Origin of the sequence: Cytobacillus firmus NBRC 15306 (assembly GCF_001591465.1) — a bacterium.
Lineage (GTDB): Bacteria > Bacillota > Bacilli > Bacillales > Cytobacillaceae > Cytobacillus > Cytobacillus firmus.
In genome coordinates, this window is the sequence record NZ_BCUY01000023.1 from 22,484 (window position 1) to 35,849 (window position 13,366).

Annotated in this window: 11 protein-coding genes; 9 read left to right on the plus strand and 2 right to left on the minus strand. The window is 43.9% G+C overall.

Annotation, left to right across the window (positions count from 1 at the left end; genetic code table 11):
- The first annotated feature begins 137 nt into the window (after window positions 1–137).
- Complete coding sequence (gene secA / locus BFI01S_RS08935; protein WP_061792311.1) at window positions 138–2,651, plus strand: preprotein translocase subunit SecA; 2,514 nt, start codon at window positions 138–140, stop codon at window positions 2,649–2,651.
- 287 nt (window positions 2,652–2,938) lie between these two features.
- Window positions 2,939–4,052 (plus strand): peptide chain release factor 2 gene (prfB, locus tag BFI01S_RS08940; RefSeq protein WP_115596810.1). Its coding sequence is split into 2 segments (ribosomal slippage): window positions 2,939–3,010 and window positions 3,012–4,052, totalling 1,113 coding nucleotides; the frame shifts between segments, so codons are not numbered across the junction.
- A 90-nt stretch (window positions 4,053–4,142) separates the two neighbouring features.
- Here the strand turns inward: prfB and BFI01S_RS08945 are convergent.
- A complete protein-coding gene (locus BFI01S_RS08945) occupies window positions 4,143–4,682 on the minus strand; it encodes a hypothetical protein (protein WP_061792313.1) in 540 nt (179 codons plus the stop codon).
- 281 nt (window positions 4,683–4,963) lie between these two features.
- Between BFI01S_RS08945 and BFI01S_RS08950 the strand changes: the two genes are divergently transcribed.
- The 7 genes from BFI01S_RS08950 to BFI01S_RS08980 all read left to right on the plus strand — a co-directional run bounded on the left by BFI01S_RS08950 (window position 4,964) and on the right by BFI01S_RS08980 (window position 12,910).
- Complete coding sequence (locus tag BFI01S_RS08950; RefSeq protein ID WP_061792314.1) at window positions 4,964–5,830, plus strand: YitT family protein; 867 nt, start codon at window positions 4,964–4,966, stop codon at window positions 5,828–5,830.
- Window positions 5,831–5,882: 52 nt separating this feature from the next.
- Window positions 5,883–6,236, plus strand: a complete 354-nt coding sequence (gene cccB / locus BFI01S_RS08955; RefSeq protein WP_061792315.1) for a cytochrome c551 — start codon at window positions 5,883–5,885, stop codon at window positions 6,234–6,236.
- 496 nt (window positions 6,237–6,732) lie between these two features.
- The gene (gene ftsE / locus BFI01S_RS08960) at window positions 6,733–7,419 is read left to right on the plus strand and encodes a cell division ATP-binding protein FtsE (RefSeq protein WP_061792316.1); all 687 of its coding nucleotides are present in this window, start codon (window positions 6,733–6,735) and stop codon (window positions 7,417–7,419) included.
- Window positions 7,409–8,302: a permease-like cell division protein FtsX gene (gene ftsX, locus BFI01S_RS08965; protein ID WP_061792317.1), complete on the plus strand. Its 894-nt coding sequence runs from the start codon at window positions 7,409–7,411 to the stop codon at window positions 8,300–8,302. Before ftsE ends, ftsX begins: the two co-directional genes overlap by 11 nt.
- A 157-nt stretch (window positions 8,303–8,459) precedes the next feature.
- On the plus strand, window positions 8,460–9,827 hold the full coding sequence (locus BFI01S_RS08970) for a murein hydrolase activator EnvC family protein (protein WP_061792318.1): 1,368 nt from the start codon (window positions 8,460–8,462) through the stop codon (window positions 9,825–9,827).
- Between the two features lie 258 nt (window positions 9,828–10,085).
- Complete coding sequence (locus BFI01S_RS08975) at window positions 10,086–11,537, plus strand: S41 family peptidase (protein ID WP_061792330.1); 1,452 nt, start codon at window positions 10,086–10,088, stop codon at window positions 11,535–11,537.
- Between the two features lie 179 nt (window positions 11,538–11,716).
- The gene (locus BFI01S_RS08980) at window positions 11,717–12,910 is read left to right on the plus strand and encodes a PDZ domain-containing protein (protein ID WP_061792319.1); all 1,194 of its coding nucleotides are present in this window, start codon (window positions 11,717–11,719) and stop codon (window positions 12,908–12,910) included.
- 100 nt (window positions 12,911–13,010) lie between these two features.
- Here BFI01S_RS08980 and BFI01S_RS23010 read toward each other — a convergent pair whose 3' ends face one another.
- Window positions 13,011–13,148, minus strand: a complete 138-nt coding sequence (locus BFI01S_RS23010) for a hypothetical protein (protein WP_156478339.1) — start codon at window positions 13,146–13,148, stop codon at window positions 13,011–13,013.
- Window positions 13,149–13,366 lie beyond the last annotated feature (218 nt).

Here is a 13,366-nt window from a genome sequence, read left to right on the forward strand (position 1 = left end):
AATGTGAATTTTCACGGGAGGATTCTGCCGGGAAACAGCGAATCTATTACTGCCTGTGCAATGATATTAACTATGAAATCAGATATGTACAGCCCTGAATAAAGAGCTGTCATATCCAACATAAAGGAGCGTTTTTAATGCTTGGGATTTTAAATAAAGTGTTTGATCAAAATAAACGCGAATTAAAACGCCTCACCAAAATGGCAGAACAAATTGATGCACTTGCATCTGATATGGAAAAATTATCGGACGAGCAGCTGCGCGAGAAAACCGAAGAATTCAAAGCCCGCTACCAAAAGGGCGAAACTGTTGATGATCTGCTGACTGAAGCCTTTGCGGTTGTCCGTGAAGGAGCGAAGCGCGTTCTTGGCTTATATCCGTATCCGGTTCAGTTAATGGGGGGGATTTCCCTTCATGAAGGCAACATTTCCGAGATGAAAACGGGTGAAGGTAAAACCCTGACTGCAACTATGCCGGTTTACCTTAATGCCTTAACTGGCAAAGGCGTTCACGTTGTTACAGTCAACGAATACCTTGCGAGCCGTGACGCCACTGAAATGGGTCAGCTTTACGAATTCCTTGGCCTGACTGTTGGCCTTAACTTAAACGGACTTTCCAAAGAAGAAAAGCAGGCTGCCTATGCGGCTGATATCACCTACAGCACAAACAATGAGCTAGGGTTTGATTACCTTCGCGATAACATGGTTCTTTACAAAGAGCAGAAGGTCCAGCGTCCTCTTCACTATGCCGTAATCGATGAAGTTGACTCCATTCTTATTGACGAAGCGCGTACACCGCTGATTATTTCCGGCTCAGCCCAAAAGTCCACACAGCTTTATATTCAGGCAAATGCGTTTGTCAGCCGCCTGAAAAAAGACGAAGATTTCACGTATGATGAAAAAACAAAAGGCGTGCAGCTGACTGAAGAAGGAATGACCAAAGCAGAGAAGGCTTTTGGGATCGATAACCTTTTCGACATTTCGCATGTTGCACTTAACCACCATATTACACAGGCATTAAAAGCACATTCCAGCATGCACCTGGATGTCGATTATGTCGTTCAGGATGATGAAATCGTCATCGTTGACCAATTTACCGGCCGTCTGATGAAGGGCCGCCGCTACAGCGATGGGCTTCACCAGGCTATCGAAGCGAAGGAAGGCCTGGAAATCCAGAACGAAAGCATGACCCTTGCAACTATTACATTCCAGAACTATTTCCGTATGTACGAAAAGCTCGCCGGTATGACTGGTACGGCGAAAACGGAAGAAGAGGAATTCCGCAATATCTATAATATGAACGTTGTGGTGATTCCGACAAACCGTCCGATCGCCCGTGATGACCGTGCCGATCTTATTTATGCCACAATGGATGGCAAATTCCGTGCGGTCGTGGAAGATATTGCCGAGCGCCACAAAAAAGGACAGCCTGTGCTTGTCGGTACAGTGGCTATCGAAACATCTGAAATCATCTCTAAATACCTGAGCAAAAAAGGTGTTCCGCATAACGTCCTAAATGCGAAGAACCACGGCCGTGAAGCGGAAATCATTGCGGACGCCGGTAAACAGGGTGCTGTGACGATTGCCACAAACATGGCAGGACGCGGTACGGATATCAAGCTCGGCGAAGGTGTAAAGGAACTTGGAGGACTTTGCGTTATTGGGACAGAGCGTCATGAAAGCAGACGTATCGATAACCAGCTCCGCGGACGTTCCGGGCGTCAGGGCGACCCTGGTGTCACGCAATTCTATCTTTCCATGGAAGATGAATTGATGCGCCGTTTCGGTTCTGACAACATGAAATCGATGATGGAACGCCTTGGAATGGATGACACTCAGCCAATCCAGAGTAAAATGGTTTCAAGAGCCGTTGAATCTGCACAAAAACGCGTTGAGGGCAATAACTTCGATGCACGTAAGCAGCTTCTTTCTTATGACGATGTTCTCCGTCAGCAGCGTGAGATTCTTTACGGTCAGCGAAACGAAGTTCTGGAGTCTGAGAACTTGAGAGAGATTGTTGAAAAGATGATCATGACCAGCATCAAGCGCAATGTAGAAGGATATGCACCGAGACATGAAGATGAGGATAACTGGAACCTGCAGGGCATCATTGACTATGTAAATGGAAACCTTCTTAATGAAGGCGACCTTACAATAAATGACATCCGCGGCAAGGATACGGATGAGATTGTCGAAACCATTTTTGCCAAGGTGAAAGAACGCTATGATGAAAAAGAAGAAATGCTCAGCCCTGAACAGATGCGTGAATTTGAAAAGGTTATCGTGCTTCGTGCCGTTGACTCCAAGTGGATGGATCACATCGACGCAATGGATCAGCTTCGCCAGGGAATCCATCTGCGTGCGTATGGCCAGACAGATCCGCTCCGCGAGTACCAGGGAGAGGGCTTTGCGATGTTTGAAAACATGATCGCTTCCATCGAAGAAGATGTGGCCAAATACATCATGAAAGCCGAAATCCGCAACAACCTCGAGCGCCAGGAAGTGGCCAAAGGCCAGGCCGTCAACCCGAAAGAAGACGGTGAAAAGGTTAAGAAAAAACCTGTCGTCAAGCAGATGGACGTTGGACGCAACGACCCATGCATCTGCGGAAGCGGTAAAAAGTATAAAAACTGCTGTGGTGCAGAGAAATAAAACACCCGAGCCGGCAACAGCTTTGCCGGCTTCTCCTTTTTGACAAAGCTGTTTCAGTAGAGCTATTCTTTTTAAGAAGGAAACTAAGTTTAACATACTGAGTTGATTGGAGCGGAGGGCACTTGACTCCTGCGGGAGGAGAGGGAGCGGGAGACCCCACAGGCGATGCCGAGGAGGCTCCCGTTCCTCCTCGCGGAAAGCAAGTGCCCGCAGCGGAAATCAACGGACTACATCTAAACTGATTGCTTTTACAGATAAATAACATAATAATTTTCGAGGTGACCAAAATGGAATTAGCAGATATTCGCAATGAACTTGAAAAAACAGCTAAGATTTTAGCGGACTTTAGGGGGTCTCTTTGACTTAGAAAACAAAGAGGCACGCATCGCTGAGCTTGATGATGTCATGCTGCAGCCTGGATTCTGGGATGACCAGCAGGCGGCACAGATTGTGATCAGCGAATCAAACTCATTGAAAGACCAGGTTGTTGAATTCCACGATTTATACGAAGTGTTTGAGAATCTGGAATTAACTTATGAGCTCGTAAAAGAAGAGAGCGACGCAGAATTGCAGGCCGAGCTTGAGGAAGAGCTTAAGGACTTAGTGAAGCGCCTGAACGATTTCGAGCTTCAGCTTCTTTTGAGCGAAGAATATGATAAAAACAATGCCATTCTTGAACTTCATCCAGGTGCAGGCGGAACCGAGTCACAGGACTGGGGCAGTATGCTGCTTCGCATGTACACACGCTGGGCTGAAAAGAAAGGCTTCAAGGTGGAAACCCTTGATTACCTGCCGGGAGATGAGGCGGGGATCAAGAGTGTTACGCTTAGCATCAAGGGACATAATGCTTATGGCTACTTGAAGGCGGAAAAAGGGGTGCACCGCCTTGTCAGGATTTCTCCATTTGATTCATCAGGACGTCGCCATACTTCATTCGTTTCCTGTGAAGTGATGCCGGAATTCAATGATGAAATTGAAATCGATATCCGTACCGAAGACCTCAAAATTGACACATACCGTGCAAGCGGCGCAGGCGGACAGCATATCAACACAACTGACTCTGCTGTCCGTATCACCCACTTGCCGACAAATGTCGTGGTAACCTGCCAGACAGAGCGTTCACAGATCAAAAACCGCGAACGTGCTATGAAAATGCTGCAAGCTAAACTCTATCAAAAGAAAATCGAAGAGCAGGAAGCCGAATTGGCTGAAATCCGCGGTGAGCAAAAAGACATCGGCTGGGGAAGCCAGATCCGCTCCTATGTTTTCCACCCATATTCCATGGTGAAAGACCACCGTACCAATACAGAATCGGGTAATGTCCAGGGAGTTATGGACGGTGACCTGGATATGTTTATTAACGCATACTTGCGTTCAAAATTGATTTTGCCTGAGAATTAAATGCGAAAAAGCCTATGCTGGCATATTACCGGCATAGGCTTATTTTTTCTATGGAATTTTAACTGAGCTAGCCGGTGAATGGGGAGTGCTCTAGGAGTGGATGCGCTTTTTGAGCTGGTTGATTTCTGTTTCGTGGACTCCGCTTTTTTTACTTAGGTGTTCAATATCAATTTTAGTACCCATCAATGTATCGGAAAAGATATGGAAGGTTTCTTCATGCTGATCCAGCTTTGTTTCAATATGTTTAAAATGACTTCTAAATTCGGTCGCATTGTTCTCAATCTGTTCAGACAGTACTTCAATTTTATTTTCAACATTCCCAAGCCTGTTCTCAACATTTCCAAGTCTGCTTTTAACATCTGAGATTTCATGGTCAATCGAATCAAACCTCTTATCTATTGAATCAAACCTCTGATCAATCAAATCGAACTTTTTATCAATCGAATCAAATTTCTGATCTATCGATTCAAATCTCTGGTCAATCGAATTAAATTTCTGATCAATCGAATCAAATTTCTGGTCTATAGAGTCGAATCTTTTATCAATTGAATCGAACTTCTCATCAATACCATCAAACCTCTTGGAATGTTCTTTCAGTGTACTTAAAATTTCATTAAGAATCTTCTCCAATTTTCTCACCTCCTTTTCGACATTATACCACATGCCACTGAATTTCATGCTGATGAGAAGGCAGCAGGGAGCATTCTTCCAAAAAGTTCATAAACATTTCACACATAAAAATCACATGATAAATTGTACGCTTTTATCGCAACATAATGAAAAGGCAGGCCATAGTCCTTTAATACGGCAGATCAATGGCATTTACAGGCCTCAAACTCCATGCTATACTCACTGACGGTAAAAATGGAATATCAGCTTGTGCATAGATCGGGACACCGGAGGGAGAAGAAATGGGCAAAAATAGAAGAGGATATACTTATAGTACAAAAGCGGAGAGATTGCTGGAGTATCTATACGTTTTGATAGGGTCAGGTATTGTGGCGGTTGCATTTAATGTGTTTTTGCTTCCCAACCGGATTGCATCAGGCGGGGTAAGCGGGATCAGTACAATCCTTGATGCAGTTGTTGGCTGGGAGCCGGCTTATGTCCAGTGGGCATTTAATATACCGCTTTTTATTGCTGGTGTGCTGCTGCTTGGAAAACAATTTGGAGCCAAGACTCTGGCCGGGACAATTTTCCTGCCGTTTGTTGTGTTTCTGACAAAGGAATATGAGCCATGGACATCTGATCCGCTGCTCGCATCGCTGTTTGGCGGAATTGGCGTCGGTCTTGGTTTAGGAATTGTTTTCAGGGGTAAAGCATCAACAGGAGGGACAGACCTTGCAGCACAGATTATTAACAAGTATACAGGTTTGTCCCTTGGCACTTGTGTTGCGATAATCGATGGATTGATCGTATTGTCGGCTGCGATTATTTTTGACATAGAGCAGGGGCTGTATGCCTTAATTGCCTTATATGTAACAAGTAAAACAATTGATCTGATCCAGCTTGGTTTCAGCCGGACAAAGATGGCTTTAATCATTACTGAAAATCAAAGTGAAGTTCGTGAAGGAATTTTGAATAAAATTGACCGCGGTGTGACAAAACTATCAGCATACGGTGGTTATACCGACCATGAACGTCCGGTCCTGATGTGTGTAGTGGATCAGACAGAGTTCACAAAATTGAAACAACTGGTTCAAACCATTGATCCTACTGCATTTATCATTGTTACGGATGCTTCAGAGGTGTTGGGCGAGGGTTTCAAACGAGCGTAGTGTTGGTATAATATAACTGTACTTAGTATTTTTTCCTGAGGGGGAATTATAGGTGAAGAAGAAGCTATTAGCACTACTGATGGGTACATCTTTAGTTCTTGCAGCCTGCGGCGGCGGAGACGATGCTGCCGAAGACAAGGACACTGCTACAAACGGCGGCGGTGAAACAACAACTGATACAGCTGACGCTGGTGATGCACAAAAGCTTTATGAACAGAAGTGTTCAAGCTGCCACGGTGCAAATCTTGAAGGCGGTGTAGGACCTGCCCTTGATAAAGTGGGTTCAAGACTGTCACAGGAAGATATTGAAAACATTATAGAAAACGGTAAAGGGGCAATGCCTAAAGGATTGCTTCAGGGTGAAGAAGCTTCTGCTGTAGCGTCTTGGCTGGCAGGTAAGAAATAAGAGAATATCAATGAAAACGTTCTGTTTACCAGGGCGTTTTTATTTTTTTTCGCTTAATATAGACACCGCTTATACACCCACATTGAAAACAAGCTGCGTCAAAACCTAAGTTAAACTCCCAGTATTGAACAAAAGTTGCAATAACCAATCTCAAAGCCCAGGATAGCTTCACAGAATTTATGACAAATATCGAGTAATTGCAATATGAAAAAAGAAGGAAAAATCAGTCGAATAAGAGAATAATATACTAGAATATTAAAGAAATTAAGGAAAAAAGTAACAAAAGTATCGGGATTGAAAAGAAACTGTAATAATTTTTTCCGTTATTTTGACAACTTATGATGTTATAATGGGTTGTGTGAGAATTTTAGATGGCTAATTAGGCAGTATTTACAAGTATTTTGTCATCCTCTATGTCGAAAGGATGTCGTTTTTTAGCGAAACAAGCCGTCTGTTATTTAAATTCTTAATACACACTAGATGCTAGGTGATATATATGATCGAAATGAAAGACGTATATAAGAGATACCCCAATGGCGTTACAGCTGCCAGCGGGATAGATATTCATATTAAGCAAGGTGAGTTTGTTTATGTAGTAGGGCCGAGTGGGGCAGGTAAATCCACCTTTATCAAAATGATGTACCGGGAAGAAAAGCCTTCGAGCGGAACGATAACCATTGACGGAGTGAATCTGGCTACATTGAAGAATACAAAGGTGCCGCTAATGCGCCGTAAAATCGGTGTCGTTTTCCAGGACTTTAAGCTCCTCCAGACACTGACTGTTTATGAGAATGTCGCTTTTGCTCTTGAGGTTATCGAAGAGCATCCGAAGAATATTAAAAAACAAGTCATGGAAACTTTGGACCTTGTAGGTTTAAAACATAAGGCAAGAATGCTTCCGACCGAACTGTCAGGCGGAGAGCAGCAGCGTGTTTCCATCGCCAGATCAATTGTAAACTCTCCAAAGGTCGTGATAGCGGACGAGCCTACCGGAAACCTTGACCCGGATACCTCATGGGAAATCATGAACATCTTCGATGAAATCAACACGAGAGGAACGACTGTGGTCATGGCAACTCATAATAAAGAAATTGTTAACACGATTAAGCACCGCGTTATTGCCATTGAAGGCGGAAGAATTGTGCGTGACGAGCAAAGAGGTGATTACGGCTATGAAAGCTAGAACATTGGGCCGGCACTTCCGCGAAAGTTTTAAAAGTCTCGGACGAAACGGCTGGATGACATTTGCTTCTGCAAGTGCGGTCACAGTAACCCTCATTTTAGTTGGCGTATTTTTCGTCATTATGATGAATCTCAACAAGGTGGCTACAACCATTGAAGAGGACGTGGAAATCCGCGTTCACATCGATGTTGCTGCAAATGAGCAGGATCAGGAAGTTTTAAGGCAAAAAATCGAAGGAATACCCGAAATCAAAACAGTTGAATATTCAACTAAGGAAAAAGAGCTTGATAGTTTAATAAACAGCCTTGGTGAAGAAGGCGAAGCCTTCAAACTGTTTGAACAGGATAATCCGCTGAACGATGTATTTATCGTAAAGACGAAAAACCCGGCAGACACAATGAAAGCTGCAAAGCAGATTGAAAAAATGGAATATGCGGCAAAAGTAAAATATGGGCAGGGGCAGGTTGAAAAACTATTCAACTTTATCAATGCCGGACGAAACGTTGGCCTTGTGCTGATTATCGGCTTATTATTCACTGCCATGTTCCTGATTTCCAATACCATTAAGATTACGATTATGTCACGAAGAAAAGAAATTGAGATTATGAGATTGGTAGGAGCAACCAACTCGTTCATCAGGTGGCCATTCTTCCTTGAAGGTTTATGGCTTGGGCTGCTTGGATCCATTATTCCTATTGCGCTTGTTTCATCAGCATACTATTACGCCTATGATTATTTGGCGCCAAAGCTTGAAGGACATTTTGTCAAGCTGCTGGAGTTCAGTCCGTTTGTCTATCAGATTTCCGGGCTTCTTATCCTGATGGGTGCCCTCATTGGTGTATGGGGAAGCTTAATGTCAGTCAGAAAGTTCCTGAAAGTATAAACAAGCTTAGAAGGCCCTGCGGTGGGGGGAACCTGTCCAGGCGCCTTCAAGCTTCATTATATTAGACGATTCAGAAAAGCTAAATGTTTCAGACTTGGATGAAATATAGAACGATTAACCTGTACATATGGTGTTCATTGAAAGGAGAAATCGGAAATTGAAGAAATCCATCATCACATTATCATTAGCTGCCGTTTTGGGTTTTGGCAGCATAACAGTTGGAATGCCTATTGAAAAGGCATCTGCAGCAAATAAAATAAACGATCTAAACAGCCAAAAGGAAAAAATTAACCAGCAGCGTTCCGGAGTAGAGTCGAAGTTAAACGATACAGATAAAAAGATCAGCGAAAACCAGGGCGAGCAGCAATCTGTACAAAGTGAGATTGAGCGTCTGGATAAAGCAATCAGTGATGCTTTAGCAAAAATTGAAGAAAAGAATCAGGAAATTGCAGATACTAAAAAGGAAATAGAAAAGCTTGAAGCTGAAATTGAAATATTAGTAGAGCGCATCAAAAAGCGTAATGAACTATTAAAAGACCGTGCGCGCAACTACCAGGAAACTGGCGGAATGGTGAGCTATATTGATGTTTTAATGGGAGCGCAAAGCTTTGGAGACTTTGTTGAACGCGTTGGAGCCGTTGCAACAATCGTTGAAGCTGACCAGGATATTTTACAAGCGCATCAGGCAGATAAAGACGAGCTTGAGAAAAAACAGAATCAGGTAAAAGAAGAGCTTGCCTCTTTAGAAACAATGCGTGCCGAGCTTGAAAGCATGAAAAAGAGCTTAAACGCTCAAAAAGCAGAGAAAGATAAGCTGCTTGCATCCTTAAAGCATGAAGAAGAGGAAATGCATGCTCATAAGCTTGAACTGGCAGAAGAAAATGAGATTCTTGCAGCCCAGGAAGCGGCACTTCAAAAAGCGATCAAGCTTGAGCAGGAAAGACAAGCTGAGGCAGCAAGACAAGCTGAGGCAGCAAGACAAGCTGAATTGGCAAGACAAAAGGCTGCAGCAGAAGCGGCTAAGAAGAGCTCTTCATCAGCTGGAAGCAGCTCATCATCAGGAAGCAGCTCCTCATCTGACAGCGGATCATCAAGCAGCCCGCAGGTATCTGCACCTTCCGTAGCAAGCGGTGCTTGGACAAGACCGGCATCAGGAAGACTTTCTTCCGGTTTTGGTAACCGTTCTTTAGGTAATCACTTTGGTGTAGATATTGCCTCTGGCGGAACAGTACCGATCGTAGCAGCAGCAGATGGTGTTGTCATCCGTTCTTACTATTCAAGCAGCTACGGAAATGCCATTTTCATTGCCCATTCTGTAGGCGGACAAACGTATACAACAGTATACGCTCATATGAGAAGCCGTTCTGTCGGATCTGGCCAGACTGTTTCTAAAGGCCAGCAAATCGGCATAATGGGTAACACTGGACAATCTTACGGTCAGCATCTGCACTTCGAACTTCACAGGGGTTCTTGGGATGCAGCAAAATCAAATGCGATTAATCCTGTAGGTATTGTACCTCTATAAAAATAGTGAAAGTGGAAGGAGCATAGCTTCTTCCACTTTTCTTTTACCCGAAAAGAGGGTCTTTAATCCTATAAGACGTTTGTTTTTAAAATAGTCTCAAGTAAAAGAATTCATAACTCGTCCATACCAAACATAGGATGAAATATGCGAAGACATCCCGCTCCCTTTGCGGGTTGTTTTTATTTATTTAAAAATCGGGGAAGGCCGCAGACGCTGAAAAAATACAGGAAGCGCAGCAAACTGGAAAGGGAGATGACGATGAGCAGAAAATGGATCGCCGTGCTGATGACGGGATCATTGCTGACAGGGGCTGGCGGTACATATGCAGGCATGCAGTGGCTGGCAAAGGAAGCTCCGCAGACAGGGGCCCCAAATCAATTACTAGATTCCAAGGAAAACGGAAAACAGTTAGATCAAGAAAAGGTTGAAAAGATGGAAACGGCCTATCAGCTGATTTTGAATAGCTATGTGGAAAAAGTAGAGGAGAAACAGCTCGTGGAGGGAGCCATTCAGGGCATGCTTGCAACCCTCGAAGACCCATACTCTGTTTATATGGATGAAGAAACGGCAAAACAATTCAGTGATACATTGGAATCCTCTTTTGAAGGAATCGGTGCGGAAGTCAGCATGGTGGACGGAAAAATCATCATTGTTGCGCCTTTTAAGGACTCACCGGCTGAAAAAGCGGGACTGAAGCCAAAAGATGAAATCTTAAAAGTGGACGGGGAAAGTGTGAAGGGTCTTGATTTATATAAAGCGACCATGAAGATCCGCGGTAAAAAAGGAACAAAGGTAAAGCTTGAAGTTGCGCGCCAGGGACTAAAGGAGCCTTTAAAGGTGGAAGTGAAAAGAGATGAAATACCTCAAATTACTGTTTACTCAGAAATCAAGAAGGAAAGAGGAAAAGAGGTTGGGTATCTGGAGATTACCTCCTTTTCCGAAGATACATCGAAAGAATTTGCGAAACAGCTGAGTGAAATGGAACAGGAAGGGATCGAAGGGCTTGTCATTGATGTGCGCGGAAATCCCGGCGGTCTCCTGACCTCTGTTCAGGAAATCCTGAAGGAATTGGTTACGGCTGACAAACCTTATTTGCAAATTGAGAAGCGGAATGGGGAGAAGATGAGGTATTTCTCCACACTTGAAAAACCAAAAAGCTATCCGATTGCCGTTCTTGTGGATAAAGGAAGTGCCTCTGCATCAGAGATTCTGGCCGGCGCATTAAAGGAAGCGGAAGATTATGCCATTATCGGTGAGAAATCATTTGGAAAAGGGACTGTTCAGCAGCCTGTTCCGATGGGTGACGGCAGCAATATCAAGCTCACTTTATTTAAATGGCTGACGCCAGACGGAAACTGGATTCATAATAAAGGAATCAAGCCTACCCTTGAGGTGAAACAGCCGGATATCTATCAGACTCATCCTTTGCAGGTGGAGAAGCCTTTGACAATCGATATGAATAATGAAATGGTGAAGAATGCACAGGAAATTCTGGCCGGACTCGGATATGCCCCTGGCAGGACAGATGGCTATTTCAATGATTCCACTGAAGAAGCAGTGAAAGTCTTTCAGCAGCAAAAAGAGATTGAAGCAACCGGCCGGATAGACAAGAAAACCGCAGCAGCGCTCGAACAGGCCGCCATCGAAGAAATGAAAAAAGAGCAGAACGATTTGCAGCTGCAGATGGCTTTGAGATATATATCCAAATAGTGACAGGCACCACCCGAATTTTGTCGAATTAAGCAGGAGGAATTTTCCTTCTGCTATTTTTTATTTAAAGCGAGATTGTAATAGGTTTTGTAAGGTGCTTTTGGTAGAATATAGAGTAATAGAGTTTTCTGTTGTTTACATAATTCATGAGAATTTATTAATAGAGGCTGGTGGCAAGTTTGATAGAGGAGTGGATTTTTGAGTTTTTTAAAGGAACAGGAAAGCTGCTGTTGAATCCGGTATCTTATTACCTGTTTTTTGTGGCAGCATTTTTAGGTATTTCCCGTGTAAAGCGGGAGCGAAAGGACTTTTCGGTCCGCGCTGAAAATGCCTATTTCGAGCTGAGGCAGCTTCTTCCGCTGGGGATTCTGGCTGGTCTTGCAGTGAGCGTGGTGATGGTGGGAGCGGGACTTGTCCTGCCATTGGAGACGATTGTGTTTACCGCCGCTCTTACATTCCTGTGGAGCTTTACTGCGAAAGTGAGATGGATGGCTCCTGTTTATACGCTGGGCTTTGCCTTTTTCGCCACCATGTTTGCTTTTGAACAGCAATGGCCATTGCCGTCATTCGCCCGATCGGAAGCAGCTCTTGATTCTTCCATCTTCCCGTCCATCGCTGTTCTCCTTGCCCTTCTTGTAATCACGGAAGGCTTCCTGATTATAAGAAACGGCCGAAAAGGCACATCTCCCAGACTTGTAAAAAGTAAACGGGGCCAAACTATAGGCATTCACGAGTCAAAAAGAATCTGGATGGTGCCAGTGTTTCTGCTGATTCCGGGAGAGGCCCTGCAGCTGCCGTTAGAGTGGTGGCCAATGATACCAATCGGAGGAGAAACGTATTCGCTCATTCTTGTCCCTTTTTCGATCGGATTTCATCAGCGAATCCAAGGCACGCTTCCTAAAGAGGCAACAGCGCTGCTTGGACAAAGAATCAGCGTGTTTGGCATACTTCTTTTGCTGATTTCATCTGCAGGCTACTGGTATCCGCTTGCTGCTGTGGGTGCAGCGGCACTTGCGATCATCGGGCGTGAATTCATCTCGCTCCGCCAGAGAATGGCAGAGGATCAGGCGCCGTTTTACTTTTCCAAGCGCAATCAGGGAATCATGGTACTCGGAGTAGTTCCCGATTCACCAGCTGATAAAATGTCTCTTGGAGTGGGAGAGGTTATTACAAAAGTCAATGGCGTAAAAATCCATGATGAGAAAGGCTTCTATGAAGCCCTGCAAAAGAACGGGGCTTACTGCAAGCTCGAGGTCTTTGATGTGAACGGACAGGTTCGTTTCGTTCAGCGTGCTCTTTATGAAGGTGACCATCATGAACTGGGGCTGCTGTTTGTGCAGGATGAGAAGAAGTGGGATAGTGAAGCGGTATAATCTTGAAAATAACTTCTAAACCAGTATTTCAGCCAATGGATGCTGGTTTTTTGTTCTTCAGGTGAGGAAGGAAAGCAGTGGATACTAATTTATGAGCAGCTTAGAGTAAGTTCTGGATTGCACTCTGGATGAGGCGAATATCATTAAGAATCTGTTTTTTTATCTTGGCATTCTTACAGCGATTCATTTCGCCTGTCAGTAATCCGAGTTCCTTCTTTAAAATGTCTATTGTACTCATAAGTCTGTTCACTCCTGGCTTTTAAGGGGGAAGTTTGTGGTTCGTAGTTCTTTATACCTCTTTCGGGGTAGAGTTAAACAAAAAATCGAGATGTTTATGAGTAAATATATCTATATTTAGTATGAATAGTTTTTGGGAATTATGAATGAATTTTCTCCGAAACCTTTTCAATTTCTAATCGTAATAGAAGTAGCATCTTCGTAGGAGTAAAAACGCGA

Excerpts from the sequence above, each read along its gene's own strand:
- secA (WP_061792311.1), top strand. The coding sequence starts at position 138 with ATGCTTGGGATTTTAAATAAAGTGTTTGATCAAAATAAACGCGAATTA.
- ftsX (WP_061792317.1), top strand. The coding sequence starts at position 7,409 with ATGAAAGCTAGAACATTGGGCCGGCACTTCCGCGAAAGTTTTAAAAGT.
- BFI01S_RS08975 (WP_061792330.1), top strand. The coding sequence starts at position 10,086 with ATGAGCAGAAAATGGATCGCCGTGCTGATGACGGGATCATTGCTGACA.
- ftsE (WP_061792316.1), top strand. The coding sequence starts at position 6,733 with ATGATCGAAATGAAAGACGTATATAAGAGATACCCCAATGGCGTTACA.
- BFI01S_RS23010 (WP_156478339.1), bottom strand. The coding sequence starts at position 13,148 with ATGAGTACAATAGACATTTTAAAGAAGGAACTCGGATTACTGACAGGC.
- BFI01S_RS08950 (WP_061792314.1), top strand. The coding sequence starts at position 4,964 with ATGGGCAAAAATAGAAGAGGATATACTTATAGTACAAAAGCGGAGAGA.